Origin of the sequence: Haematobacter massiliensis (assembly GCF_000740795.1) — a bacterium.
Taxonomy (GTDB): domain Bacteria; phylum Pseudomonadota; class Alphaproteobacteria; order Rhodobacterales; family Rhodobacteraceae; genus Haematobacter; species Haematobacter massiliensis.
Window position 1 is genome coordinate 28835 of record NZ_JGYG01000009.1, and the last position, 26671, is coordinate 55505.

24 protein-coding genes are annotated in these 26671 nt (G+C 65.8%); 16 read left to right on the plus strand and 8 right to left on the minus strand.

What is annotated here, in order from left to right; all coding sequences use genetic code 11:
• The first annotated feature begins 371 nt into the window (after positions 1-371).
• The 4 genes from CN97_RS13240 to CN97_RS13255 all read left to right on the plus strand — a co-directional run bounded on the left by CN97_RS13240 (position 372) and on the right by CN97_RS13255 (position 5732).
• Positions 372-1319 carry a LysR family transcriptional regulator gene (locus CN97_RS13240; RefSeq protein ID WP_035712319.1) on the plus strand — a complete coding sequence of 316 codons (948 nt, stop codon included), beginning with the start codon at positions 372-374 and terminating at the stop codon, positions 1317-1319.
• Positions 1320-1556: 237 nt separating this feature from the next.
• Positions 1557-2630, plus strand: a complete 1074-nt coding sequence (locus CN97_RS13245) for an ABC transporter ATP-binding protein (protein ID WP_035712321.1) — start codon at positions 1557-1559, stop codon at positions 2628-2630.
• A 32-nt stretch (positions 2631-2662) separates the two neighbouring features.
• Entirely contained in the window at positions 2663-3733 is a 1071-nt protein-coding gene (locus CN97_RS13250) for an ABC transporter substrate-binding protein (protein WP_035712323.1), read from the plus strand.
• 223 nt (positions 3734-3956) lie between these two features.
• The gene (locus tag CN97_RS13255; protein ID WP_088217396.1) at positions 3957-5732 is read left to right on the plus strand and encodes an ABC transporter permease subunit; all 1776 of its coding nucleotides are present in this window, start codon (positions 3957-3959) and stop codon (positions 5730-5732) included.
• Here the strand turns inward: CN97_RS13255 and CN97_RS13260 are convergent.
• The 3 genes from CN97_RS13260 to gltS all read right to left on the minus strand — a co-directional run bounded on the left by CN97_RS13260 (position 5707) and on the right by gltS (position 9355).
• A complete protein-coding gene (locus tag CN97_RS13260; protein ID WP_051911243.1) occupies positions 5707-7638 on the minus strand; it encodes an FUSC family protein in 1932 nt (643 codons plus the stop codon). The two genes, CN97_RS13255 and CN97_RS13260, sit on opposite strands and share 26 nt — an antisense overlap.
• Entirely contained in the window at positions 7635-7988 is a 354-nt protein-coding gene (locus CN97_RS13265; RefSeq protein ID WP_242685196.1) for a MarR family winged helix-turn-helix transcriptional regulator, read from the minus strand. Before CN97_RS13265 ends, CN97_RS13260 begins: the two co-directional genes overlap by 4 nt.
• Before the next feature lie 149 nt (positions 7989-8137).
• The gene (gltS, locus tag CN97_RS13270; RefSeq protein WP_242685197.1) at positions 8138-9355 is read right to left on the minus strand and encodes a sodium/glutamate symporter; all 1218 of its coding nucleotides are present in this window, start codon (positions 9353-9355) and stop codon (positions 8138-8140) included.
• Positions 9356-9899: 544 nt separating this feature from the next.
• Between gltS and CN97_RS13275 the strand changes: the two genes are divergently transcribed.
• Entirely contained in the window at positions 9900-11333 is a 1434-nt protein-coding gene (locus CN97_RS13275; RefSeq protein WP_035712327.1) for an NAD-dependent succinate-semialdehyde dehydrogenase, read from the plus strand.
• 134 nt (positions 11334-11467) lie between these two features.
• On the opposite strand, the gene CN97_RS13280 is transcribed toward CN97_RS13275, so the two are convergent.
• A complete protein-coding gene (locus tag CN97_RS13280; RefSeq protein ID WP_035712329.1) occupies positions 11468-12394 on the minus strand; it encodes a LysR family transcriptional regulator in 927 nt (308 codons plus the stop codon).
• Between the two features lie 103 nt (positions 12395-12497).
• Between CN97_RS13280 and CN97_RS13285 the strand changes: the two genes are divergently transcribed.
• Complete coding sequence (locus CN97_RS13285) at positions 12498-13727, plus strand: urate hydroxylase PuuD (protein ID WP_035712331.1); 1230 nt, start codon at positions 12498-12500, stop codon at positions 13725-13727.
• A gap of 57 nt (positions 13728-13784) precedes the next feature.
• On the opposite strand, the gene CN97_RS13290 is transcribed toward CN97_RS13285, so the two are convergent.
• Positions 13785-14753 carry a zinc ABC transporter substrate-binding protein gene (locus CN97_RS13290; protein ID WP_035712334.1) on the minus strand — a complete coding sequence of 323 codons (969 nt, stop codon included), beginning with the start codon at positions 14751-14753 and terminating at the stop codon, positions 13785-13787.
• A gap of 74 nt (positions 14754-14827) precedes the next feature.
• Between CN97_RS13290 and CN97_RS13295 the strand changes: the two genes are divergently transcribed.
• From CN97_RS13295 to CN97_RS13305, 3 genes are read left to right on the plus strand one after another with little or no spacing between them, the layout of a single operon-like run.
• The gene (locus CN97_RS13295; RefSeq protein WP_035712337.1) at positions 14828-15316 is read left to right on the plus strand and encodes a Fur family transcriptional regulator; all 489 of its coding nucleotides are present in this window, start codon (positions 14828-14830) and stop codon (positions 15314-15316) included.
• Positions 15313-16095, plus strand: coding sequence for a metal ABC transporter ATP-binding protein (locus CN97_RS13300; protein WP_035712341.1), 783 nt, complete (start codon positions 15313-15315; stop codon positions 16093-16095). The genes CN97_RS13295 and CN97_RS13300 overlap by 4 nt, the downstream gene beginning before the upstream one ends.
• Positions 16088-16870, plus strand: coding sequence for a metal ABC transporter permease (locus tag CN97_RS13305; RefSeq protein WP_035712343.1), 783 nt, complete (start codon positions 16088-16090; stop codon positions 16868-16870). The genes CN97_RS13300 and CN97_RS13305 overlap by 8 nt, the downstream gene beginning before the upstream one ends.
• Here CN97_RS13305 and CN97_RS13310 read toward each other — a convergent pair.
• From CN97_RS13310 to CN97_RS13320, 3 genes are all read right to left on the minus strand, one after another.
• On the minus strand, positions 16867-18495 hold the full coding sequence (locus tag CN97_RS13310) for a long-chain-fatty-acid--CoA ligase (protein WP_035712346.1): 1629 nt from the start codon (positions 18493-18495) through the stop codon (positions 16867-16869). The two genes, CN97_RS13305 and CN97_RS13310, sit on opposite strands and share 4 nt — an antisense overlap.
• 145 nt (positions 18496-18640) lie before the next feature.
• Positions 18641-18934: a DUF1244 domain-containing protein gene (locus tag CN97_RS13315; RefSeq protein WP_035712647.1), complete on the minus strand. Its 294-nt coding sequence runs from the start codon at positions 18932-18934 to the stop codon at positions 18641-18643.
• A 99-nt stretch (positions 18935-19033) separates the two neighbouring features.
• Positions 19034-19774 (minus strand): N-formylglutamate amidohydrolase, encoded by a 741-nt coding sequence (locus tag CN97_RS13320; protein ID WP_035712348.1) that lies wholly within the window; start codon positions 19772-19774, stop codon positions 19034-19036.
• 114 nt (positions 19775-19888) lie between these two features.
• Between CN97_RS13320 and pyk the strand changes: the two genes are divergently transcribed.
• The 7 genes from pyk (at position 19889) to CN97_RS13355 (ending at position 26666) form a co-directional block, all read left to right on the plus strand.
• Entirely contained in the window at positions 19889-21340 is a 1452-nt protein-coding gene (gene pyk / locus CN97_RS13325) for a pyruvate kinase (protein ID WP_035712350.1), read from the plus strand.
• Positions 21341-21621: 281 nt separating this feature from the next.
• The gene (gene rpmI / locus CN97_RS13330) at positions 21622-21822 is read left to right on the plus strand and encodes a 50S ribosomal protein L35 (RefSeq protein WP_035712352.1); all 201 of its coding nucleotides are present in this window, start codon (positions 21622-21624) and stop codon (positions 21820-21822) included.
• Positions 21823-21835: 13 nt separating this feature from the next.
• Positions 21836-22201 carry a 50S ribosomal protein L20 gene (gene rplT, locus CN97_RS13335; protein WP_035712356.1) on the plus strand — a complete coding sequence of 122 codons (366 nt, stop codon included), beginning with the start codon at positions 21836-21838 and terminating at the stop codon, positions 22199-22201.
• Between the two features lie 135 nt (positions 22202-22336).
• Positions 22337-23359: a LacI family DNA-binding transcriptional regulator gene (locus CN97_RS13340; RefSeq protein ID WP_035712359.1), complete on the plus strand. Its 1023-nt coding sequence runs from the start codon at positions 22337-22339 to the stop codon at positions 23357-23359.
• Entirely contained in the window at positions 23356-24633 is a 1278-nt protein-coding gene (locus tag CN97_RS13345) for an ABC transporter substrate-binding protein (RefSeq protein WP_035712362.1), read from the plus strand. The genes CN97_RS13340 and CN97_RS13345 overlap by 4 nt, the downstream gene beginning before the upstream one ends.
• A gap of 345 nt (positions 24634-24978) precedes the next feature.
• Positions 24979-25827: a carbohydrate ABC transporter permease gene (locus CN97_RS13350; RefSeq protein ID WP_035712365.1), complete on the plus strand. Its 849-nt coding sequence runs from the start codon at positions 24979-24981 to the stop codon at positions 25825-25827.
• Complete coding sequence (locus CN97_RS13355) at positions 25824-26666, plus strand: carbohydrate ABC transporter permease (protein ID WP_035712368.1); 843 nt, start codon at positions 25824-25826, stop codon at positions 26664-26666. The genes CN97_RS13350 and CN97_RS13355 overlap by 4 nt, the downstream gene beginning before the upstream one ends.
• The last annotated feature ends 5 nt before the right edge of the window (positions 26667-26671 follow it).

Here is a 26671-nt window from a genome sequence, read left to right on the forward strand (position 1 = left end):
CCACCGGCAATCGTAACCTTATCGAGCCGCTTCTCCGAGGAGGCCCCTGCCATTGTCCCGTGCGGGCAGACCCATTCAACTTGCCTATTGCGTACCTGGCGGAAAGCGAGGCGGCACCTTCGGCGCTGCCTTCCGCAGGCGCTCCGCGCAGCTTCGACGGGAAAGGGGCGCAAGGGCTAGTGAAACGCAGGGGCAATGGGAAAAACGAGCCGCGTGGGGACGGGAGTGGTGCAGAGGCGCCCCTGCTGGCGTTACGGAAGGCTTTTCCGTGGCCGTCATCGTCGACAGCCGCAGAACCGGGCCGTCTCCGCCTTCACCCCGGCTTCCGACGCGCGCTGTTGCGCTTGCCGGTACGAGGGCGATAATTCCCCATGCGTTACACTCTTCGCCAGATCGAATATTTCATCGCCACCGCCGAGACCGGGTCGATCACCCTTGCCTCGGAGCGGGTGAACATCTCGCAGCCCTCCATTTCCACCGCCATCGCGCATCTGGAGGAGGAGCTGGGCGCCCAGCTTTTCATCCGCCGCCATGCGCAGGGCCTTTCGCTCACCCCGGCCGGGAGGGCGGTGCTGGCGGAGGCGAAGCGGCTTGTCGAGCAGGCCCAGCAACTCTACGCCGCCGCGTCCGAGGCGACAGACATGGTGCGCGGCCAGCTGAGCCTTGGCTGCATGGCGACGCTTGCCTCCATGGTGCTGCCCGAACTCAGCCATTCCTTCACGCGCGCCTTTCCGACGACCGCCATCGCACCGCTGATCGGCGATCACGACCAGCTTCTCCGCGCGCTCGTGGACGGGGAATCGGACATAGCCATCACCTATGACCTTCTGGTTCCCGATGGTTTCGAGTTCACGCCCCTCGCCTCCCTGCCGCTGCATGCGGTGGTGGGGGAGGTGCATCCCTTCGCCACCCTGCCCGCGATCACGGTGCGCGAACTGGCAAGCGAGCCGCTTCTGCTGCTGGACCTGCCCTCCAGCCGGGAATATTTCCTGTCGATCTTCCTGCAGGCGGGACTTGACCCGGTGATCGGTGGCCGCTCCCCCTATCCGGAGATCCTGCGGACGATGGTCGCGAACGGCTATGGCTACACGCTCGCCAATGTCCTTCCCCGGTCGGATCTCGCGATGGACGGGCGGAAGGTGGTCCGCGTCCGCATCGCGGGGGAGCCGCGGCCGATGATCCTCGGCCTTGCCACGCTCAAGGGCCGGCGGAAATCTCGGCTGGTCGAAGCTTTCGCGGAACATTGCCGCACGCATATCTCCGATTCCTATATTCCCGGAATGGTCGCGCCGCTGATGGAACGGCGGGTCCGCGCCTGAAGGCTTCCCTTGCGGAAGTGCCGCGAAAACGGGCAGGTGCGCTCATTTCGCGGCAGCGCAGCATTTGGCGCTGTCGCGAGCGGTGAGCCGTTGCTCCCCTTGCGGGCCCTATCGCCGCTTTCTCCGCCAAAAACGCCGGATGGATAGGACTTCCCTAACCAAACCCGCCGGTTTTCTTAATTTACGCCGTCGCCCCCCGCGCCCATCACCAGAGGACAGCCACGACGGGAGCGAGAGATGACCAGCGAATCCCCGATCCGCGCCACCCAGATCACGCCAAAGCTGCAGGCCCGCGGGCTGGGCAAGAGCTACGGAGATGTGCAGGCGCTCCGTCCCGTGGATCTGAAGGTGCAGGCGGGGGAGCTTCTGACCCTGCTCGGCCCTTCCGGCTCCGGCAAGACGACGCTCCTTCAGCTCATCGCGGGGCTGGTGGAACCGACGGATGGCCATCTCCTGATCGACGGGCGCGACATGACCCACGCCCCCGCCAGCAAACGCGACATCGGCGTGGTCTTCCAGAGCTATTCGCTTTTTCCCCATCTCACGGTGGCGGAGAACGTGTCCTTCCCGCTGCAGATGCGCAGGCTGCAGGCCGCCGAGGTCCGCCGGAAGGTCTCGGCAGCGCTGGAGATGGTCGGCCTCTCCGGCTTCGACCGCCGTTTCCCTTCCGACCTGTCGGGCGGCCAGCAGCAGCGTGTGGCGCTGGCACGGTGTCTTGTTTATGAACCCTCGCTGATCCTGATGGACGAGTCGCTTTCCGCGCTCGACCGCAAGCTGCGCGAACAGATGCAGATCGAGATCAAGCGCATCCACCGCGAAACCGGCTCCACAATCATCTTCGTCACCCACGATCAGGAGGAGGCGCTGGCGCTCTCCGACCGCATCTGCCTGATGCGCGAGGGGCAGATCGAGCAACTGGGGACGCCGATGGACATCTACGACGCCCCCCGTACCGAGTTCGTGGCCGACTTTATCGGCATCTCCAACATCCTGCGCGGCGAGCGGACCGGGGCCGACCGTCTGCTCACCCCCGACGGCGAGTTGCCCCTGCCCAATTCCACCGGGCGGGAGGAGCACATATCGCTCGCCGTGCGGCCCGAGTACCTCTCCGTTGTCCCTGCCGGGCAAGGGTTCCTCACCGCACGGGTGGAGGAGCGGATTTACGCAGGATCGGAAACCCGGCTCATCGTTCGCACGGCCGGGAACGCGGTGCTCACGGTGCGCAGACCGGCGGGAGCCGACCCCATCCCGCCGGGCGAGGTGCTCTCCCTCACCTGGGATCCGGCCAATTCCCGCGTTCTCAAGGCTTAAGACCCATAATATTGACCCAACAGGAGTTCTCCATGACCACACTGATGAGGCCGACCCGTCGCGGGCTTCTCAAGACAGCGGCCATTGGCGCGGTGGGCCTTGCCGCCCCGGCGATCCTGCCGCGCGGCGCCCTGGCCCAGGCCAAGCGGATCACCGTCGCCGATGTCGGAGGCGCTCCCGCAGCTGCGATCAAGACGGCGTTCTGCGATCCCTTCCAGCAGGAAACCGGGATCGAGGTCATCAACGTCGCCCATGACGCAGACCCGGTCAGCCAGTTCAAGATGCTGGTCGATACCAAGACCTTTCTGTGGGACGCCTGCATGGTGACGCCCGATCACGTCGCCCGTCTGCACGAGGCGGGGGACTATATCGAGACGTTGGGTTTTGCCCCCGAAAGCGTTGACGGCATGATCCCCGGTACGCTTACTGCCGACTGGGCCGGCTTTTCCGTCTACGGCATCATAATGGCCTACCGGAACGACAAGTTCGGCGAAAACGGGCCCAAGACCTGGGCGGATTTCTGGAATGTGGAGAAATATCCGGGGCGGCGCGGTCTTTATCGCGGGGCTTCGGGGATGCTGGAGCTGGCGCTGCTGGCGGATGGCGTGGCGCCGCAGGATCTCTATCCGATCGACGTGGACCGGGCCTTCGCCAAGCTTGACCAGATCAAGGAACATGTCTCCGTCTGGTGGGCGAGCGGCGCCCAGAACACCCAGATCCTCCAGAACGGTGAGGTGGACATGTCCGACTCCTGGGCCGGACGCACCTTCGCCGCCATCGATGCAGGCGCGCCCGTCACCCCGGTCTGGAACGGACTTTACAACGTGGACGGCTGGTCAGTGGTGAAGGGCACGCCGCATCTGGAAGAGGTGCGCGAATTCTGCCGCTTCTGTCTCCGCCCGGATCGGCAGGGGCACTATTCCAGCATCGTGGCGAACGGACCGACCAACAACGCGGCTTTCGAACACATGGATCCGGCCCGCGCCCACCGGATGCCGACCTTCCCCGACAATATCAGGAACCTGACCATGCTGGACTCCGAATGGTGGACGGCGAACAACGACAAGGTGGTTGAGCGGATGGAGGAGTGGCTGCTTCTCTGAGAGGCAGGCACAGCGACATGGCTTCGCTCACCACGGCTCTCGGGGTGAGCGAAGCTCAATCCAGACTGCCCAATCCAGACTGCTCAATCCAGGAAGCCCGATCCAGACTAAGACATTCACGGCCTGCCGCCGGAGCCGAACATATCGGCAGCACGCAGGGACATGGCGATTGCCGCCCCCGGCGCGACAGGAGGCCGGAGCGAAGACCGAAGGAAGCCGAGAGATGACCGACCAGACCCTCGCGCCCGCAATGACATCGCCGCCCCCGCCCGTCCGGCGGCAGCGTCGGCTGCCGCTTCTCTGGCTGGCCCTGCCGGCTCTGGTGTTTCTGGCCGTATGGTTCCTCTGGCCGGTGGGCCAGATGATGACGGTGGCGTTTCAGGACAAGCAGGGGGCGTTCAGCCTGGAGGGCTTCCAGAAGCTCGTCTCCTCCCCGCTGTATCAGCGGGTGCTTCAGACCACCTTCACCATCGCCTTTCAGGTGACGGTGATCTGCATCCTGCTGGGCTATCCGCTGGCCTACTGGCTGGCGAAGCAGCCGCCGCGACGGCAGCGGATATTGCTGATGCTGGTGCTTCTGGCGTTCTGGACGAGTGCGCTGGTCAAGAACTTCTCCTGGCTGGTGCTGCTGGGCCGGAACGGCGTGGTCGCCGCTGCGATGAATGCGCTCGGCCTGCCGGGAGGCGATGGGCTGCTGTTCTCCCGCCCGACAGTCGTGCTGGGGATGGCGCATACGATGCTGCCGCTCGGCGTCGTGACGATGATGCCGGTGCTCAATCAGATCGACAAGCGCCTGACGCCCGCCGCCGCCACGCTGGGTGCGACGGGGGCGCAGGCGTTCTGGCGCATCTACCTGCCGCTGTCCATGCGGGGGGTTGCAACGGCGGCCTTGCTGATTTTCGTCATGTCGCTGGGCTTCTTCATCACCCCCGCCCTCATCGGCTCACCCAAGGAAACACTGATCGGCCAGATGATCATCTCGCAGATCAACCAGCTTCAGAACTGGCAGTTCGGCGCGGTGCTGGCGCTCGTGCTGATGGGAAGCACCCTGCTCGCCATCCTGCTGTTCGACCGGGTGTTCGGCATTTCCTCCATCGCCGGGGGCGGGGCGCGCCCACGGCCGCCGGAGAGCCTGTTCCGCCGTCTGGGACTGGGGTTGGCCACAGGGCTGGGGGAGGGTTTTGCGAAGGTGGAGCATCTCTGGGCAAGGCATCTTCGGGGTCTGCCGGGCGGAAGGCTGCTCGATGTCTATGCCTGGGGGCTGATCTTCGTGCTGCTGTTCCCGGTCGTGGGCTTCTTCCCGATGGCCTTCACGGCGGGCGAATTCATGACCTTCCCGCCCGAAGGCTTCAGCCTGCGCTGGTTCGAGACCTTCTTCAACTCCCCCCTCTGGCTTGCGGCGATGACGCGCTCCTTCGCCGTGGGCCTTGCGACCGCGGTGGTCACCGTGGTGCTGGCGGGCCTTGCCGCGCTCGCGGTGGTGCGGGGCGGAAGCCGCCTGGCGGGGCCGCTGTTCCTGCTGTTCATGGCGCCGATGGTCGTGCCCACGATCGTTATCGCCATGTCGCTTTTCTACGTTTTCGCGCAGTTCCAGATGGTCGCCACCAATGCCGCGCTGATCGTCGGGCATTCGGTCATCGCGCTGCCCATCGTGTTCGTCGTCCTTCTCGGCACGTTCAAGGGCCATGACTGGCGGCTGGATCAGGCGGCGGCGACACTGGGCGCGCCCCCGCTTGCCATCGCGCGGCGCATCACCCTGCCGCTGGTCGCGAGCGGGCTTGTCGTCGGGTTCATCACCGGCTTCCTGCAGTCCTTCGAGGAACTGACCATCGCCATGTTCGTCGGCGGCGGCCTCGTCACCACTCTGCCCAAGCAGATGTGGGATGACATTCTCTTCCAGGTGAACCCGACGCTGGCCGCGGCCTCCGTCGTGGTGACGGTGATCGTGGCGCTTCTGTTTCTGGCAATGGAGCTCATGCAGGGGCGAGTCCGACGCTGATCGGGCCACCCGAACCGCCATTGGAGAGGTCGCCCCCGAGCCGGAAGAAGTCCATGTCCTGTTCCAACCCGTCTGCGGCGGCCCGGAGCAGCCGGACATCCGCCGATGGTTGTGCGGCAAGTGCCTCTGCGCCCTTCCTCAGCGCCCGGGCGGCCTTGCCGGGGTCCCGGTCCAGCCGGGACAAACGCTCCAGCAGAGCGCGCACAAGGCGGGCCTGATGCGGGGCAAGCGGCAAGGCAGCGAGGTCGTGCAGATGCAGGATCGCCCGCCCGAGCGTCAGGACCGCCAGACCTCCATCCGCCTCCCGGACAGACGCGCGCTCAAGCTTCTCCGACCAGCGGACAAGCCGCAGAACCCGGTGATGAAGCCGTGCCCGCCAGACGGACGCCCGGCGTGCCGCCTGCGGATCCCGTGCGAGATGCGTCAACTCCCTCACCATCGTCTCGCGCAGCATTGTCAGCCGCCGAACACCGTCCACCGGATAGATCAGCCGGAACGCCACCAGCCCGGCGAGCGGACCCAGCACCACGGCCACCGCGGCGGTGAGGGAGCCGGGAAGGCTCATCGCGAGCGGCCAGACGGGTTGCAGCATCAGCAAGACGACCATGTTGTAGTCATAGGCGGCCTGCCCCATCCGCCGCTGCGCCATCAGCAGCGCACCGATGAGGATCGCCGGCATCATGAGCAGGATGAGACCGAACTCCCCCGAGGCGAAGGGCCAGAGCAGCCATCGGACAGCCAGCGCCCCCAAGGCGCCCAGCGCCTGCCCGAGCAACACGGTGCGGAGCGTCACAGCGGGATTGTCAAAGGTCGAAAAGACCGAGGTCATGATGGAGGCACCCAGCATCATGTAAGCGCCAAAGGACCAGCCGGTGACGATCCAGATGCCGCCCACAACCAGCATGGTCACCACGGCGCGGATCGCGGCCTCACGCCCGCCCCGCCAGTCGCGGTGGACAGGCGCGGGATCGGCGCGCGCTGCCTCCTGCCACGGCGCGTCGGCCAGGGCCGTCAGGGCACGCGCCAGCGAAGGCCCTGCCGCGGCCGCGGCCGCGCGTAGGGCGGGCGAGATATCTTCCCCCCGGTCGATGGCGGCGGCAGCGGTGTCCAGCGCCGCCGCCGTTTGCGCATCCCCCGCGCGCGGAGCGCGCCCCGCCCGTTCGGACCTGAGCCAGAGCATAAGTCCCACCTGCCCCGACAGGAGCCAGCGGGTCGCCCGCGCACTCCTGCGGGAGCGTGGGGAGCCGGCGGTGGCGGTGTCCAGCGTATCCTCGATCGACGCCATTTCGGAGAGGAGGGCCGTCGCCTCCCGGGCATCTGCAGGCGCACCGCGGAGCGTGGCGGCTGCCGCCGTCAGCAGACGACGGGTGAGCGCCCTGACGCGGGCATATGGTTCCGAAGGGTCGGCGGCGCGCCCGAAGAGCCAACCGACGGCCAGCGCGATGGCGACGCCGACCAGCACCGTCGCCATCCTGTCCAGCCCGAGATGCAGGACAGTCTCGGGATGTCCGGTATCCAGCAGCGCGACCATTGCCGCGGAATAGCCCGCCAGCATGGCCCCGTAACCCGCGAACCCCCGGATGACATTTCCGAGCCCCGCACAAAGCCCGAGCCAGAGGGCGATTCCCACGACGAGAACCACCATATCTCCACCGGAGACCACCATCAGCCCCATGCCGAACAGCGCGCCGACAACGGTTCCCAGAAACCGGTTGGCGGCCTTTTCAAGAAGCTGTCCCCGCACCGGCAGCGTCGCCGCCCAAACCGACATGGCCGACCACTGCGGATGCTCCAGCCCCAATGCCCAGGCCACGATCAGCGACAGGCACGCCGCCAACGCCGTCAGCCCGGTGAAGCGGAGCCGCGCCGCGTCGATGCCCAGACGGGAAAGAATGAGAGCCGTCACCGCTCATCCTCCTGCATGCAAGCGATGCGGCGTTCGATACGCTCCATCGCTTCCAGAAGACGTCCGAGATCATCTGGGTCGAGATCCTCCAGCATCTCCCGCTCCGTCCGCTCCAGAACGGCCTCGATCTGCCGGACTGCGTCCTCCCCCGCGGGTGTGAGATAGAGCTGGCGGGAGCGGCGGTCAGCCGGGTCGGGCCGGCGTTCGAGCAGACCCCGCTCCGACAGGATATCGAGCAGCCGCACCAGGCTTGATCCGTCTATACCCACACGCTCCGCGAGATCCTTCTGGCTGATCCCGCCCCCCGAGAGGCTGAGGTGCACAAGAGGCGGCCAGGTGGCATCCGCCATCCCGATCTCCGCCAGTCGAAGGTCAAGCTCACGCCGCCATCGGCGCGCGGTTCGGGAAAAGACGAAGCCGAAACGGGAAAGAGGAGTATCGTCACGCATGCCAGAAATATGGCATACAATTAATTTGAATGCAATCTATCTGGTCGCCGCTATCCCAGCAGCCAGACGAAGACAGAGATGATGGCCGCATTCGCAAGGTCGATGAAGAACCCGCAGACGAGCGGCACGATGACAAAAGCCGCATGCGCAGCCCCGTATTGCCGCGCCACCGCCGTCATGTTGGCGATCGCCGTGGCGGTGGAGCCGAGCGTGATGCCGCTGAAGCCCGATGAAATCACCACGCTCTCATAGTCTCGTCCCATCACGCGGAAGACGACAAAGACGGTATAGACCAGCGTCAACGCGATCTGCACCGCCAGTGCGACCGTCACGAAGCCCAGAACATCCGCCAGCGCCCAGGGCTTCAGCCCCATCAGCGCCATGACAAGAAACAGCCCCAGCGCCAGTTCCGACAGAAGCGCCATCGCGCGCCTCATCCCCGGCCACTGGCGGCTCACCCGGCCCCGCAGCCCGCGCGGAAGCAGCGCACGAATAAGTATGCCGGCGACAAGACAACTGACAAAGGCGGGAAGCGTGATTCCGGTGAGCGAGATCACGCCATGCAACGCCTGTCCTGCCATGACCGTCACATCCAGCAGCAGCACCGCCCATAGCACCGACATGTAATCCAGCGGCGGCGGATTCTCGTGCGCGGCGCCGATTTCCAGCCGCTTGTCCTCCGACGGTCGCACCCGGTAGCGGGCCATCAGAAAGGCCGCCATCGGCCCGCCGATGAGGCAGGCCGCAACCAGCCCAACCGTATTGGAGGCGACACCAAGTTCCAGAGCCGTGCCGATGCCGTGTTGCGTCTCCAGAATCGGCGCCCAGGCGAGTGTGGTTCCGACACCGCCCGTCAGCGGGATGGAGCCGACCAGCAGCCCCTCCAGTGCCGGGCGCCCGAAAATCAGCGCGATCAGCACCCCGGCAACGTTCTGAATGACCATGAAAGCTACCGAAATGCCTGTCAGCACCAGAAGGGGCCGCCCGCCCTCCCGCAGCGCCCGGATATCTGCGTTCAGTCCGATCCCGGCAAAGAACACGAGCAAAAGGAAATCCCGCGCCCCAAGCTGCATCTCGAGGTCGATCCCCCAGACCATGTGGAGGATCGTGACGACGGCGATGAAGGCCAGCCCTCCCGCAACCGCCTCCGGGATGGAATACCGGCGCAGCAGCGACCAGCGCAGGGTGAGTATCTTGCCCACGATGAGCAGGAACACCGCCAGGGTGAAAGAGAGATGCGCATCGACCTGCAACACCTGGAGCGGCATGAAGGGATCTCCGCTGACGGCCGTTCAGGAAAGCCTAGGGCCCGGACCTGAAGCATGCAAGGGAACCCGAGCCTCCAGCTGGCGACGGCGGATGCCCGGTGGAGGAGCCCGCCATGAAGAGCCATCCCATCGGTTGACGACCATGGGGTACCGGCGGCAGAAACGCGAGTCTGCGACGCAAGTCTGCGGGTCATCCCCCCAATAAGCGTCTCGCCCCCACGGACAACACCGGCGGCAGAGGGGCAAGGGGGACCTCTACCGGGCATCGCCCAAGGGCATCCCGCCTTGATCACGACGGCGCGCCGCGCCGCGCGCAGGTCTGCGTCGGAGGGCAAGTCTAACGGACGTCTCTCAGGAGGCATCCCGCCTTGACCGCCACAGGCGCGGGTGGCGGCAGCAGGTCCGCGACGAAGGGACATCTGCCGCGCCTCCTCCCCTCCAGCAGACATCCCGCCCTTGACCCTGAGAGGGAGCGGGGCCAAGACTGCGCGGGCCGCGGCCAGCCGCGCATCTGCTGACCTGCATCCGGATGAGAGGAACCATCATGACTGCCTATACAGACGTCCAGCTCCACATCGACGGCGACTGGTGCGATGGAACGGGCGGGTGGATCCCCGTCGTCGATCCCGCAACGGAAGAAGAGATCGGCCGCGTCGCCTGGGCCAAGCAGGCCGACCTGGACCGCGCGCTTGCCGCCGCCGAGAAGGGTTTCGAGATCTGGAAGAATACCGGGGTCATGGACCGGGTGAAGGTCATGCGCAAGGCGGCGGCGCTGCTCAGGGAGCGGGCCGACGACATCGCCTGGAAGATGACCCGGGAACAGGGCAAACCGCTCGCCCAGTCCAAGGGCGAGATCCTTGCTGGCGCGGAAACCATCGAATGGTTCGCCGAGGAAGGCCGCCGCACCTATGGCCAGGTCATCCCCTCCCGCCAGCCCGGGGTGATGCAGATCACCATGAAGCTTCCCGTGGGGCCGGTCGCCGCCTTCACGCCTTGGAACTTCCCGATCAACCAGGTGGTGCGCAAGCTCTCCGCCGCAGTGGCGACGGGCTGCTCCATCATCGTGAAGGCCCCGGAGGAGACGCCCTCCTCCCCCGCCGAACTGATCCGCTGCTTCATCGATGCCGGCGCGCCTGCGGGCGTCATCAACCTTGTCTATGGGGTGCCTGCGGAGATCTCCGAATATCTCATTCCGCATCCGACCATCCGCAAGGTGACCTTCACCGGCTCAACCCCCGTCGGGAAACAGCTCGCGGCACTTTCCGGGCAGAGCATGAAACGCGCGACCATGGAGCTTGGCGGCCATGCGCCGGTCATCGTGGCGGAGGATGCGGATATCGAGAAGGCGATCTCGCTGATGTCCGTGCACAAGTTCCGCAATGCCGGGCAGGTCTGCGTCTCTCCGACCCGTTTCCTTGTTCAGGAAAAGGTGGCCGATGCGTTCATCGACGGCTTTACCGAAGCAGCGAAGGCCGTGAAGGTCGGCAACGGGCTCGAAAAGGGCATGGATATGGGTCCGCTCGCCAATGAGCGCCGCATTCCGGCCCTTCAGGCGCTGATCGGCGATGCCGTGGAGCATGGCGCGCGGCTGACTACGGGTGGCCAGCGGATCGGCAACAAGGGCTATTTCTTCGAGCCGACCGTGCTGGCCGATGTGCCGACCGAGGCACGGATCATGAACGAGGAGCCTTTCGGCCCCGTCGCCGTCGTGAACCGCTTCGGCGATCTGGATGAGGCGATCGCGGAAGCCAACCGCCTGCCCTACGGTCTTGCCGCCTATGCCTTCACCCGCACCTCCGCCACGGCAGACCGGCTGTCGCGCGAAGTGGAATCGGGAATGCTGGCGATCAACCATCTCGGCCTTGCCCTGCCGGAAGTGCCGTTCGGCGGCATCAAGGATTCGGGCTATGGCACGGAAGGCGGCTCCGAAGCGCTGGAAGCCTATGTCGAAACCCGTTTCATCACGCGCCTGGGGTAACACAGGCGGTAAACAAGGCGCGGGGGTCGCCCCCCGCGTCCTCTGCGGCGCGAGAGGACGGGTGCCGCAGAGGCCTCTGCTCCCAGGCGTCGACAGGCCGCGCGGCCCTCAACGCAGTCGCGGACCAAGGCCGCTCACTTTCCCAGAAGTTCCATTCGCTGGGCGAGACCTTCGCGGCAACGCTGAACCATGAAGTCCACGAACAGGCGGATCTTCGGATCCCGGAGCCGCCGATGCGGCGTCAGGCAGGAGAGATGGATGGCGAGCGGCGGCGTTGCCTCCGCCACCGCGACGAGCGCGCCCGAGGCAAGGTGCCGCGCCACTTCGAACACCGGCTTCATCACGATACCACGCCCGGCCAGCGCCCAGCCCGTCAGCACGTCGCCGTCATCGCTCTCATAGGGGCCGGAGACCTGGAACCGCTCCGGTCCCTCCGGTGTCATCAGCGTCCACCGAAACTCCCGCGCGCCCGGAAAGCGCAGGTTGAGGCAGGCATGGCGATCCCGGACCAGCGCGAGTCCGTCCGCCGGATTTCCCCGCGCCGCGATGTAAGCAGGCGCGGCACAGAGAAGCCTCGGGCATTCCGCGATCACCCGCACCTTCAATTCGCTGTCCTCCAGCCGGCCAAGGTGGAAGGCCACGTCCAGCCCCTCCCCCGCCATGTCCACACCGCGGTCGCTCAGCCGCATACGGATGTCAACGCGGGGGTGCATGTCGTGGAATTCGGGCACGAAAGGCGCGATGAGCCGCCGCCCCACCCCCAGCGGTGCCGCGACGAATACCGTGCCCTGTGGCGTGTTGGCGGCGTCCCTCACCTCCGCCTCTGCCGCCTCCATCGCTTCCAGCAGCCGAAGCGCGCCTTCATAGAAGATCCGGCCCGATTCCGTCGGTGTCAGGGTCCGGGTGGTGCGATTGAACAACCGGGTATCGAGATGCCGCTCCAGATCGGAAATCCGCGCCGATGCGACGGCGGGAGAGGTGCGCTGATCCCGCGCGGCCGCACTCATGCTGCCCAATTCATAGACACGGACGAACATGCGGACGTTCTCGACATAGGCCATGGGTTATTTTGCGCCGGATTTTGAAGGTGCTGGGAGATTTATCGAATTAACAGGAAGGTCGCCCCCGGTATAGCCTGCCCGGCGCATAGCCGGGAGTTTGCCAATGTTCGATCTAACCGTCCTCGGGGAATGGCTGGAATTTGCCATCCGCTGGCTTCACGTGGTGACGGCGATCGCATGGATCGGATCGTCCTTCTATTTCATCGCTCTCGACCTCGGCCTGCAGAAGGCGCCGGGCATGCCGGAAGGCGCGCATGGGGAGGAATGGCAGGTCCATGGCGGCGGATTCTACCATATCCAGAAATATCTCGTGGCGCCGGAGCGGCTGCCCGAGCACCTCACCTGGTTCAAGTGGGAGAGTTACTTCACCTGGATGTCGGGGTTCGCGCTGCTGGCAGTGGTCTATTATCACGGCGCGTCGCTGTTTCTCGTCGATCCGTCGGTGGCGGATATCCCGGCCTGGGGGGCGATCCTGATCTCGCTCGGCTCTCTCGGCTTCGGGTGGCTGGCCTATGACCTGATCTGCAAATCCAAGTTCGGCGATGATAACACGCGCCTGATGGTCCTGCTCTATGTGCTGCTGGTCTGCATGGCCTGGGGTTACACGCAGGTCTTCTCAGGCCGCGCGGCGCTGCTGCATCTGGGCGCTTTCACCGCGACGATCATGTCCGCCAACGTGTTCATGACCATCATTCCCAATCAGAAGATCGTGGTGGCAGACCTGAAGGCCGGACGCACGCCCGATCCGAAATACGGCAAGATCGCCAAGCAGCGCTCGACCCATAACAACTACCTGACGCTGCCGGTCATCTTCCTGATGCTGTCGAACCACTATCCGCTCGCCTTCGCCACCGAATACAACTGGCTGATCGCGAGCCTCGTGTTCCTCATGGGGGTGACGATCCGTCACTATTTCAACACGATGCACGCCCGGAAGGGCCAACCCAACTGGACCTGGGCGGTAACGGCGGTGATCTTCCTCGTGATCGCCTGGCTTTCCACCGCGCCGATGTTCCGTACCGATCCGCCGGATGAGGTGCTGCTGCAGGGCGGGGCCGCGAAATTCGCGCAGGCGGAGGGGTTTCAGCAGGTCTCCGACATCGTGATGGGGCGCTGCTCCATGTGCCACGCGGCAGAGCCGGGCTATGAGGGTATCCTGTGGGCACCGCGCGGCGTGCGGCTGGATACCCCCGGCCATATCGCGCGGCAGGCCAAGGACATATACCTGCAGTCGGGCGTCACCCATGCGATGCCGCCCGCCAACGTCTCCTTCATGGAGCCGGAGGAGCGTGCCCGGATCATCGCCTGGTATCGCGCCGCCAACGGATCCTGACTTCGGGCCGACTTATTTCAGGCCGAACTGTTACAGGCCGGACTATTCAGGCAGCCCTTACTTCAGGCAGGCCGAAACCGTATCCGCCAGACCCGTCATCAGGGTGGCGTAAAGCGCGGCTCCCGGCTCCAGCCGGCTGCCTTCCGGGTCCAGCGCGCCGCCTATCTTCACCGTCGTCCCTTCGGTCAGCAGCCTGAGATAGGCCGGGTCATGGTTGGCCTCCGGGAAGATGCAGGCCGCATCCGCGATCTCTCCGCGCAGCGCGCTCAACCGCTGGGCGCCGGGCGTCGCCGCCTCTCCATCCGACACGGTAGCGAGAATCTGCAGCCCGTAATGGGCCGCGAAATAGCCGTAAGCGTCATGGAACAGCACGATGGGCCGATCCTTCACCTGCGCCAGTTCCGCCTTCAGCCGCGTATCCAGCATTGAGACGCGCTCCTGCGCGGCGGCGGCATTGCGCGCATAGATTGCCGCATGTTCCGGGTCGAGGCGCGACAGTTCCACCGCGATCGCCTCCAGCCAATGCGCCGCATTCGCGGGGTCGAGCCAGGCGTGGGGGTCAAGGCCCTCATGATGATGCCCCGCGTGACCGTCGTCCGCATGATCCGCGTTATCGCCTTCATCATCATGATCGTGGCCCTCGTGGCCATGGTCGTGCCCGTCGCCATGGTCGTGGCCATGGTCGTGATCGTCGGCGTGATCCTTCTCTCCGAAGTTCCGAACTTCGGTTCCGGGCGTGTGCAGAAGCGCAAGGGCGGGCGTCTTGCCGATCCCCCGCTCCATCCACGGCGACATCTCAGGGCCGATCCAGACCACGAGATCCGCCGACCCAAGCGCCCGCGCCTGCGAGGGGCGAAGCTGGAAGTCGTGCGCATCCGCGCCGCGGTCCAAAAGCAGCACCGGTTCCGCCACGCCCGCCATCACCTGCGCAGCCAGCGAATGCACAGGCGGGATATCCGTCACCACGGTGGGTGCGGCGGCGGCGGGCGCTGCAAGCGCGGTCAGCAAAGGGAGGAGGTAGCGCATCAGGTTTCTCCTTGCGGTCTCTCGGCAAGTACATATGTTATTCTGTAACGCTTCGTAGTGAGTTATAATATAACATGTCAAGCACTGAAACGGACGGACCGCGCGCCTTTGCGGATCATGACCATTCCCACTGCACCGGCGATCTGCTTGCGCGGGCAGAGTTGCTTGCGCAGGAACATGGCGTGCGGCTTACCCCGGTGCGCCGCAGAACGCTCGAAATCCTGCTCGAGGCGCATCGCGCCATGGGCGCCTATGATGTGCTGGAGCGGCTGGCGGCAGAGGGTTTCGGCAAGCAGCCGCCGGTGGCCTATCGCGCGCTGGAATTCCTTGTAGAGAACGGGCTTGCCCACCGTGTCCGCCGCCTGAACGCCTTCACTGCCTGCATGAGCCCGGGCAAGGAGCACGCACCGGTGTTCCTGATCTGCGAGGGCTGCGGAACGGTGGCGGAAACACCGGGTGAAACGGTGCGCGCCGCGCTCGAAGCCGCCGCCGGGGATTTCGTCGTCCAGCGCTCCAGCATCGAGGCGGTCGGTCTCTGCCCCAGTTGCCGGAGCGCGGCATGAGTCTCCTCACCGCACGATCTCTCGGCGTAACCTACGGCGGCGCGCCCGTGTTGACCGGGGTGGATTTCGCCATCGAGCCGGGCGAGATCGTGACTGTCATCGGCCCGAACGGTTCGGGCAAATCCACGCTGCTCAAGGCGCTGCTCGGCGCCATCCCCTCCACCGGGCAGATCACCCGCGTGCCGGACCTCAGCATCGGCTATGTGCCGCAGAAGCTCCATGTCGATACCGGGATGCCCATGACAGTGCGGCGGTTTCTGTCGCTTCCCCACCCCGTCAGCGACACGAAGGCCGTGGCGATGCTCGACCGGGTGGGCGTGCCCGCCCTCGGCTCCCGGCAGCTCGCCGGACTTTCGGGCGGGCAGTTTCAGCGTGTGCTGCTCGCCCGCGCCCTCCTCTCCCGACCGAACCTGCTGATGCTCGACGAGCCGACACAGGGCCTGGACCAGCCGGGAACCGGCGCCTTCTACCGGCTGATCGAAACCGTGCGACAGGAAACCGGCGCGGCGGTGCTCATGGTCAGCCACGATCTGCATGTCGTCATGGCGGCCTCCGACCGGGTGATCTGCCTCAACGGGCATGTCTGCTGCGAGGGCGCACCCCGGCATGTCTCCACCGCGCCGGAATACCGGGCGCTGTTCGGTGATGGCACGGGCGGCACCATGGCGCTCTATCGTCACCATCATGACCACGATCACGACCCCGGCGGCGATGACGGGCATGGTCACGATCACCCGCACGATCACGACCATCATGATGGCGAGAGGAAACATGCCTGATCCCTTCCTGATCCGTGCGGCCCTTGCAGGACTGGGCGTTGCGGCCGCGGCGGGGCCGCTGGGCTGTTTCGTCGTCTGGCGGCGGATGGCCTATTTCGGCGATGCGACCTCCCATGCCGCGATTCTGGGCGTTGCATTGTCGCTGGCGCTGACCCTGCCGGTGCAGGCGGGGATCATGCTGGTGGCGCTGGTCGTCGCACTTGCCGTCTCCACCCTCGCGGCGCGGGGCTGGGCGCTGGACACGACGCTCGGCGTCATCGCGCATTCGGCATTGGCCTTCGGGCTGGTGGCCGTGTCATTCCTGCCGGTGCGCGTCAGCCTCGACGCCTATCTGTTCGGCGATATCCTCGCGGTAAGCTGGGGGGATGTGGCGACGATCTGGATCGGCGCCGCACTGACGCTGGCACTGCTCGGCCTGCGCTGGAATGCGCTCGTGCTGTCCACGCTGTCCAGCGATCTGGCGGTCGCTTCGGGTGTCCGCCCGGACAGGGAGCGGCTGGTGCTGACCGTCGCGCTCGCGCTGGTGGTGGCGCTGGCGATCAAGGTGGTGGGCGCCCTGCTGATTGCGGCCATGCTGCTCATCCCGGCTGCTACCGCCCGCGGCATCGCCAGAACGCCCGAATCTGCGGCGCTGGCCGCCGTCGCGGCGGGCAGCGTGGCGACACTGGCAGGGCTTTGGGCCTCCTTCCGGCTCGACACGCCCGCCGGACCCTCCATCGTGACCGCCGCGACGCTGATCTTCGCCGCGACGGCCCTTATCCGCAGGAAGACCTAGGCGACCTGCCCAAGCAGCACATCGCCGTAAAGCTCCCGCAACTTCGCTTTCACGACCTTTCCTGTCGCGCCGAGCGGAAGGCTCTCGACAAAGATCACACGGTCGGGAACCTGCCACTTCGCCACCTTGCCATCGAAGAAGGCCAGCAACTCGGCCTCGGTCACCTCAACGGCGGGTCGCTTCTGCACGATGAGCACGGGGCGTTCATCCCATTTCTCATGACGCGCCGCGATCGCCGCGGCATTGGCCACGAGCGGATGGGCAATGGCGATGTTTTCAAGCTCCACCGTGGAGATCCACTCCCCCCCGGACTTGATGATGTCCTTCGCCCGGTCGCGGATGATCATGTAGCCGTCCTCGTCCAGCGTGGCGATGTCACCCGTATCGAACCAGCCGTCGAAGGTCAGCGCGGATTTCTCCTGCCCGAAGTAGTTCTGGATGATCCAGTGCCCCCGGATCTGAAGCTGGCCCTGCTCCTCCCCGTCGTTTGGAAGGATATGCCCCTCCGCATCCACGACGCGCAGATCCACGCCAAAGGGCGGGCGCCCCTGCCCCTGCCGGATCTCCTCCTTCTCTGCATCGGTCAGGTGCTGGTGCTTCTGCTTCAGCTGGTTGAGCGAGCCGATCGGACTGGTTTCCGTCATTCCCCAGGCGTGGATCAGCTCCACCCCGTAGCGGTCGCGGAATATCTTGATCATCGAGGGGGGCAGGGCCGACCCGCCGACGATAGTGCGCTGGAGACTGATGGAGGTCTCGCCCGCCTTTTCCAATGCGCCGAGCAGCCCCATCCAGATCGTCGGAACCCCGAGCGCGACGGTCACCCCCTCCGCGTTGATGAGCTTGACCAGGCTTTCGCCGTCCAGCCCCGGCCCAGGCAGCGCCACCTTGCAACCTATCGCCGCCGCAACATAGGGCACGCCCCAGGCGTTGACGTGGAACATCGGCACCACCGGCATCACGGTGTCGGACCCCTTGAGCGCCAGCCCGTCCGGCTGGTTCGCCCCGTAGGAGTGCAGCACGGTGGAGCGATGTGTATAGAGCACGCCCTTAGGATTGCCCGTCGTGCCGGACGTGTAGCACAGGGAGGACGGGGTGAGTTCGTCCAGTTCCGGCCATGTGTAACCGGCATCCCCTTCCGCCACCAGTTCGTCGTGGAAGAGCAGCCCCTCGACCATTGCCGCCGCTTCTTCATCCCGCGGGCCCATCAGGACGACGCCGCGAAGCGTCTGCAACTCGGGCAGCACCTTGGCGATCAGCGGAAGGAAGGTCCGGTCCACGAAGATCAGCCGGTCGCTGGCGTGGTTCATGATATAGATGAGCTGCTCTGGCGGCAGACGCGGGTTCAGCGTGTGGCAGACCATCCCCGCCCCCGCTATGCCGTAGTAGAGTTCCAGATGCCTGCGGTTGTTCCAGGCCAATGTCGCGATACGGTCGCCGCGCTCAAACCCCCGGCCTTCCAGCGCCGAGGCGAGCTGCCGTGCATGACGCTCCACCGTTGCCCAGTCGGAACGGTCTATCCCGCCCGCCGTCTCCACCGAGACGATCTCCGTATCCCCGTGCCAGCGTGCCGCATGTTCGATCAGGCTGCTGATCAAGAGCGGCTTGTACATCATTCCGCCGAGCATCCAGTAATCCTCCCCCTTGGATCGTATACGCCCCTTCGGGCGCCTCATTCGCCATTTTGTGGCACGAATGCTGGCAAAACTACCAGAACTTCATTGCCATGGCGCGCAAGGTTCGGCGTGTTCCGTTGGGTCACGGCGGGCAGGTTCAGTCGTGCTTGGCCGCATCGAAGGCGGCCTTTTGCGCGGCATTGGCTTCCTGCTGATGCTCCGTCTTCCATTGCTCGTAAGGCATTCCGTAGAAGGCGGTGCGCGCCTCCTCCTTGTCCATCGGGATGCCCTGCGCTTCGGCGGCCTCCTGATACCAGCGCGACAGGCAGTTGCGGCAGAACCCGGCGAGATTCATCAGGTCGATGTTCTGCACCTCGGGATGCGCCGCAAGATGGTCGCGAAGCGCGCGAAAGGCCGCAGCCTCCAGTTCGATGCGGGTCCGGTCGTCCATGCTCATCCTCCAGTTTCCAGGTTGTTGTATCGGCTGCATGAAGATGGGGGTTCGGCGCGGCACTTTCAGCAGACAAGGTGCTGCTTACGCCGCGCCCCTTCAGACGGAAGAGGCCGCGAGCGCATCGACGAGCAGCGGCGCCAGCCGCTCCGCCCAACCGCGTTGCCCCTCCGCCTCACGGATAAGATCGTTGCGCACCTCGATCAGCGTATTGGCCCGCCCCTGCGCAAGCGCGTGGCGGTCGATCGAATCTCCCGGAAGATGCCCCGCATAGGGTTCGTTGTCGCCGATGCAGAGATCGGCTTCGCGCCGGAACCGTGCCAGAACCGCCTGCGAGAACGCATCCTCCCCCGCGTGGAGCACCCCCAGATGCCACGGCCGCGGCTCCCGCCCCTGAAGTCTGGGGGTGAAGCTGTGCACGGCGAGGATCACGGTATCTTCCCGCCGCGCCGCCAGTTCCTCCAGCGCCGCGTGGTAGGGCCGGTGATAGGCGGTGAGCCGACGCTCCACCTCCGCTGCGTCGGCGTGGCGATTCGCCAGAATGATCGTACCGTCGTAGAGCTTCATGAGCAGGGTCGGATCATCCTCCCCCCGGTTGGGGTCGATGACGAGGCGGGAAAAGTTCGACAGGATCACCGGGGCGTCCAGAAGCTCTCCCAACCGCGCGCCGATGCCCGCCGCCCCCACGTCATAGGCGATGTGGCGCTGCATATCGGCGGGCGCGATGCCCAGATCACCACCGTTGACGGCGTCCGGCACGGTATTGGCCGCGTGGTCCACGGTGACGAGCCATCGGGACGGGCGTTCCGCGCCGATGATGTGATAGGGCTGGTATGTCATTCGGGCCTCCGCGAGCGGACCATAGATCCGCCTCCGCCAAACGACCAGTTGCCGCAGCGCCGCAATGGGGCAATAGTGCGCCCGAACAAACCCCGTTAGCGCGAACGAGGACAGATGAGACGCCAACGCAACGTTAAAATCGTGGCCACTCTTGGCCCCTCTTCCAGCGATTACGAGACGATCCGCGCGCTCTTCGAAGCAGGCGCGGACGTGTTCCGCCTGAACATGAGCCATGGCAGCCAGGCAGAACAGGCCGCGCGCCATGCCATCATCCGGCAGGTGGAGGCGGATATCGGCCGTCCGATCGGCATTCTCGCCGATCTTCAGGGCCCCAAACTGCGCTGTGGGGTATTCGCAAACGCCTCCGAGGTGCTGGAGGAGGGAGCCGCATTCCGCTTCGACCTCGACCCCGCGCCGGGCAATCAGCAGCGCGTCTGCCTGCCGCACCCGGAGATTTTCGCGGCGCTCGAACCCGGCGCTACCCTGCTGGTCAATGACGGCAAGATACGGCTCTCCGTCACCGCCTGCGGCGTGGATTACGCCGATTGCACGGTGATCGCGGGGGGCGTCATCTCCAACCGCAAGGGTGTGAACGTGCCGGATGTGGTGCTTCCGCTCGCCGCCCTGTCGGAGAAGGACCGGGCCGATCTGGAATTCGCCTGCGAGCTTGGCGTGGACTGGCTCGCACTCTCCTTCGTGCAACGGCCCGCCGATGTGACGGAGGCGCGGGAGCTGGCGAGAGGCAGGGCGCTGATCCTGTCGAAGATCGAAAAGCCCGCCGCCGTGAAGGCGCTGAACGAGATTCTCGAAGTGTCGGATGGCATCATGGTCGCCCGCGGCGATCTTGGCGTGGAACTGCCCGTCCAGAACGTGCCGCCGATCCAGAAGCGCATCGGGCGAAAGTGCCGGGCCGCGGCGAAGCCCGTCATCATCGCCACCCAGATGCTGGAAAGCATGATCGAATCGCCCGTGCCGACGCGGGCCGAAGTGTCCGACGTCGCGACCGCGATCTATGAAGGCGCGGATGCCGTCATGCTCTCCGCCGAAAGCGCCGCAGGCAGATATCCGGTGGAGGCGGTCCGCACCATGAACGCCGTGGCGGAGGAGGTGGAGACCGATCCCACCTATCGCGAGATCATCGAAAGCTCCCGGAAGGTGCCCTATCCCGGCCGCGCCGAAAGCATCGTCGCCGCTGCGCGCCAGGTGGCGGAATCCACCGAGCTTCAGGCGATCTGCTGCTTCACGCAGACGGGGCGGTCGGCACGGCTGGTTGCGCGGGAACGGTCGCGCGTGCCCCAGATCTCCATGACCATGACGCCGCAGGTCGCGCGGCAGCTCTGCCTCACCTGGGGCACCTATTGCGTGATGACGGGGGAGCTTGACCGCTTCCGGACCGCAGTGCTGAACGGCGTGGGCGCGGCCATCAACCATGGTTTCGCCAGTCCGCAGGACAATATCATCGTCATCGCAGGCGTGCCCTTCAACACGCAGGGCACCACCAACATCCTGCGCATCGCCCCTTGCGAAGTGCGCCAGATCATGAAGATGGAGGAGGACGCCGAATAGGCACCCTCCCCCCGCCCGGTTCACCGCACCCGGTTCACCCCTACCGGGCGCCCCGCGGCCGACCGTCGCGCCCTCCGCTCTGAACGGGAGGCGCGCGGGAAGCCGGTTCTCCCGTCGTCACGGGGGCCTGCCGCGAAAGGTGCGGCGGATTCGCGGGAAAGTGTCGCATCAACCCTTGTCTCCTCCGCCGGTCCCGTGTATGCGGCCCCTTCCGAAATCGTGCGGCCGGCCAGTGTGGCATGCCGAGTCGCGCGGAAGACCACTCGAAAGAGGAGATGGAAATGCCCAAGATGAAGACCAAATCGGCCGCCAAGAAGCGGTTCTCGATGACGGCGACCGGCAAAGTGAAAGCTGGTCCCGCCGGGAAGCGCCACGGCATGATCAAACGCTCGACGAAATTCATCCGCGACGTGACGGGAACGATGATCCTGTCCGAGCCGGATGCGAAGATCGTCAAGAAATACATGCCGTACGATCGCTGAGGGAGGCTGACACATGGCACGCGTCAAATCCGGCAAGGTCACCCACGCCGCTCACAAGAAAATCCTGAAGGCCGCGAAGGGCTACTACTCCGCCCGCTCGCGCAACTTCCGCACCGCCACGCAGGCGGTGGACAAGGCGAACCAGTATGCGACGCGCGACCGCAAGGTCCGCAAGCGGAACTTCCGCGCGCTCTGGATCCAGCGCATCAACGCTGCCGTGCGGCTGGCCGATGCCGACATGACCTATTCGGTCTTCATCAACGGCCTCGCCAAATCGGGGATCGAGGTGGACCGCAAGGTCCTCGCCGATCTCGCCGTGCATGAGCCGGAAGCCTTTGGGGCGATCGTGGAAAAGGCCAAGGCCGCTCTGGCCGCCTAATCCCGCTCGTACGATCTGGCAATCCTGGAACACCCGGAGCCTCGCTCCGGGGGTTTTTTCACGTCTGGCAGACTTGGCCTCACGCATTCCTTGACTCTCCAAAACGTTTTGGAGAAACTTTTCGCGGGAGGAGCCATGACGAACCTTCGCGAACTCGCCGAATCTCTGAACCTGTCGATCACCACGGTGTCGCGGGCACTGGACGGCTATTCCGATGTGGCGGAGGCGACGCGGAACCGCGTGCGGCAGGCGGCCGATGCGGCGGGTTACCGCCCTAATGCCTCCGCGCGGCGGCTCCGGCGCCAGCGGGCGGAAGTCGTGGCGGTGCCCCTCCCCATCGCTGCGGGCCGGATCGGAACGCCGCATCTGCTCGACCTGCTGTCCGGCTGTGCGGAGCGGCTGGCGCAGGAGCAGTTCAACCTCATGATCGCGCCGGTCCCGAAGGGGGAGAGCGAGATCGACATCTGCCGCCGCTTCGTTGACGGGCGGCGGGTGGATGCGATCCTGCTGGTCCGCACCCGCAGGCAGGATGAGCGCGTGGCCTTCCTGCAATCCCGCGGCGTGCCTTTCGTGACGGACGGTCGCACGGAGAACCCGCAGCCGCACCCATGGCTCGACGGCGATGGGGAGGACGGCTTTCGCCGCGCGACGGAGCGGTTCATCGCGGACGGGCATGGCCGGATCGGCCATGTCGCCGGCAATCAGGATTTCTTCTTCGCCCATGCCCGCGCGGCAGGCTGGCGCGGAGCCATGGCGGCGGCGGGCCTTCCCGCCGATCTGCTGGCGGTGGGGGATCTGTCGGAACAGGGCGGCTTCGACGCGACGCAGGCGCTACTCGCCGCGCAGGATCCGCCCACGGCGCTGCTCTGCACGACGGATGAAATGGCCATCGGCGCGCTTGGCGCGCTGCGTGCGGCGGGACGTTCCGCGGCCGTGGTGGGCCATGACAATCTGCCGCTCGGCGCTTTCACCCATCCGTCGCTCTCCACCATGAGCATGCAGGGGGAGGCGCTGGGACATCGTGTCGCGGAACTCATCATCGGCGCGATGGCGGGGCGCCCTGCGGCGGAACTTCAGGATCTGCGCCCCGTCCGCTTCGTGGACCGGGAAAGCCATCTTTGGCCCGGCAAGACCAATCAAGGGAGGGAGACATCATGACCACTGCAACCCGCAAGGGGATGGCGCTTGCCATCCTCGCCGCGACAACGGCAAGCGCCGCTCCGGCGGAGACCATATTCCTGTCCACCCAGCTCCGCCCGATAGAGGAGGCGACGGCCGTCCGGCAGGAATTGCTGAAGGGCCTCGACGGTGTGGACTACGTGGTGGAGGAGCCGCCGCAATTCGCCGTCCGGATGGCCGCGGAGGCAGAGGCCGGAAAACATACGATCAGCCTCGTGGGCGCGACGCATGGCGAGCTTGCCCCGCTGGCGGACCGCAACATGCTCACCCCGCTCGATGACATCGCCGCCGCGCTGAAGGACAAGGGCATCACCCCCGCGCTGATGGATCTGGGCAAGCTCGGGCATGACCACCAGCAGTATATCCCGTGGATGCAGGCGACCTATGTCATGGTGGCCAAGCAGGAGGCGCTGGAATTCCTGCCCGAAGGCGCGGATCTGAACGCCCTGACCTATGAACAGCTCATCGCCTGGGGCAAGGCGATGCAGGAGGAGACGGGCCAGGCGCGTATCGGTTTCCCGGCCGGGCCGAAGGGTCTCTTCTCGCGCTTCTTCCAAGGCTATCTCTACCCCTCCTATACCGGCGGCGTGGTGCGGACCTTCAAGTCACCGGAGGCCGTGGCGGGCTGGGAGATGATGAAGTCGCTCTGGGCCGTGACCAATCCCTCCTCCACCAACTATGGCTTCATGCAGGAGCCGCTGCTCGCCGACGAGGTATGGGTCGCATGGGATCACGTCGCGCGGCTGAAGGAGGCCGTCATCTCCATGCCCGATCAGGTGAAGGTCTTCCCTGCCCCCGCAGGGCCGAAGGGCAGGGGTTACATGCCGGTCGTCGCGGGGCTGGCCATACCGCAAGGCGCGCCCGATGTGGCCGGAGCGGAGAAGGTCATAGCGCATCTTGTCACGCCCGAGGTGCAGCTCATGACGGCGGAGAAGGTCGGCTTCTTCCCGACCCTGTCCGTACCGCTGCCCGAAGGCGGCGACCCCGGCATCGCTGCGATGGCCGCAGCCGTCACCGCCACACAGACGGCGAGCGACGGGGTGGTCTCGCTCCTGCCGGTCGGGCTGGGTGACAAGGGGGGTGAGTTCAACAAGATCTACACCGACACCTTCCAGCGCATCGTCCTGAACGGAGAGGATATCCAGACCGTGCTGGAGGCGGAGGCCAAGGTGCTGAGCGGCCTCATGGAGACGACAAAGGCACCCTGCTGGGCGCCGGATGCGAAAAGCGACGGACCCTGTCCGGTGGAGTGAGGGATGACATAGTGCTTCCGAACACGACGGCATCGGCGGATCGCGCCGCCCCTCCCGGCGCGCCGCTGTCCCGACGGATCACCCCTCCCCCCTGATCCGTCAGAGACGGACGGCGGGCGGTTCGCCGCCCGCCGGACCCCGGGGTCGCAAGCCCCCGGCCCCCGCATCAGGCCCCCTACCGGCCCCGCATAAGCTCCCTCCCCGCAACCCGGAGACCCCAGACCCCTTCCCGGAACCCCTCCCGGTCGAGACCCCCGCTTCGCTGGCCGGTGTTCATTCCCGCCACTGTCGCTGGCCCCTTCTGACCTGAAACGTCGCCCGGGAAGCCCATTCACGCAGGATACCATGCCCGAAAGACGCTGGACCCCCTATCTGCTAATCCTGCCCGCCAGCGTCTTTCTGGTGGTGCTGTTCCTCATCCCGCTGGGGCAGACGGTCTGGCTGGCCTTCTCCGACGGCGGGAGGCCGACGCTCGACTATGTCCGGCGGATGGCGGGCGATCTGAACTTCGCCCCGGCGCTCCGCAACACGCTGCTGCTGACGGCGATCGTGGTTCCCGTTCAGGTGGCGCTGTCGCTGCTGATGGGCACGATGGTGGCCAAGATCGGGCGGGGGCGGGAAACGATCCTTTGGATCTGGACGATCCCCCTTGCGATATCCGATCTGGCAGCGGGGCTGGTCTGGCTCTCCATCCTGCAGAATTCGGGGTATCTCAACAGCCTGCTCTACAGCCTCGGTATAATCCCGCGGCAAACGGCCTGGCTCACCTATCAGACCCCGGTCGCGCTGTTCTTCGGTGTGGTCGCAGCAGAGATCTGGCGTTCCACCGCCATCGTGCTCATCGTGATCGTCGCGGGGCTGAATCAGGTGCCGAAGGACTTCGGCGAGGCGGCGGCAGTCTTCGGCGCATCGCGCTGGACGCGGTTCACCAAGATCACCCTGCCGCTCATCCGCCCGGCGCTGCAATCCGCGCTCATCCTGCGGACGGTGCTGGCGTTCGAGGTGTTTGCCGTCGTCTATGCGCTCGGCGGGCGGAACTTCCCCGTGCTGATGGGTGAAACCTACATCTGGCAGCATGAGAACCAGAACTACGCCGTGGCGGGGGCCTATGCCGTGCTCATCATGGTGATCTCGCTCGCCGCGACATTCGTCTATCTGAAAGCCATCAAGGTCGATCCGGAGCGGCTGCCATGAGCGATACATCCGTGGCCACCGCCGCCCCCAGTGTCCCTGCCGCGCGCCGCCTGCTGTTCTGGGCCGGGATTGCCGTGCTCTGTGCCTGGGTTCTGGTGCCGATCTATCTGCTGGCTCTCGGTGCCTTCGGGGGCAGGCAAGGGGTCTATCAATGGCCCAAGACCATTCTCCCCACCAATGTCTCGCTGGATGCCTTTCTGGTCTTTCTTCAGACGGAAGGGTTGATAGCGGCCCTGCTGAACTCGCTCTGGGCGGCAGGGATCACGGTGCTGCTGTCGCTGCTGCTGGGCGCGCCGGCCGGCTATGCGCTGGCCCGCTACGACTTTCGCGGCAAGAACCTGTTCCGGGTGATGGTTCTGCTGACCCGTGCCTTCCCGCTGGCGGTTCTGGCCCTGCCGCTTACCGTGTCCTACATCCGGCTCGGGCTTTACGATACGGTGCTCGGAGTCGGACTGATCCACACCATTCTCGCGCTGCCCTTTGCGGCGCTGGTGACGCAGGGCATCTTCATGGGCGTCCCGCGGGAGCTGGAGGAGGCCGCATGGGTCTTCGGCTGCTCGCGGCTCAAGGCGTTCTTCCGTATCGTCGTGCCGCTGGCCCTGCCCGGCTTCGCCGCGACGGCTGTCTTTGCCTTCGTCATCTCGTGGAACGAGGTGTTCGCGGCCTCCGTGCTGACCGTCCGCAACCGGACGCTCACCGCCTATCTGCTCACCGTCCTGTCGGAAAGTCCGCTGCACTACCGCTTTGCGGGCGGGCTGCTGCTCATCGTGCCCTCCGTCGCGTTCATCTTCGCCGTCCGGCGTTACCTGTTCGCGATCTGGGGCGTTTCGTCGAAATGACCGGA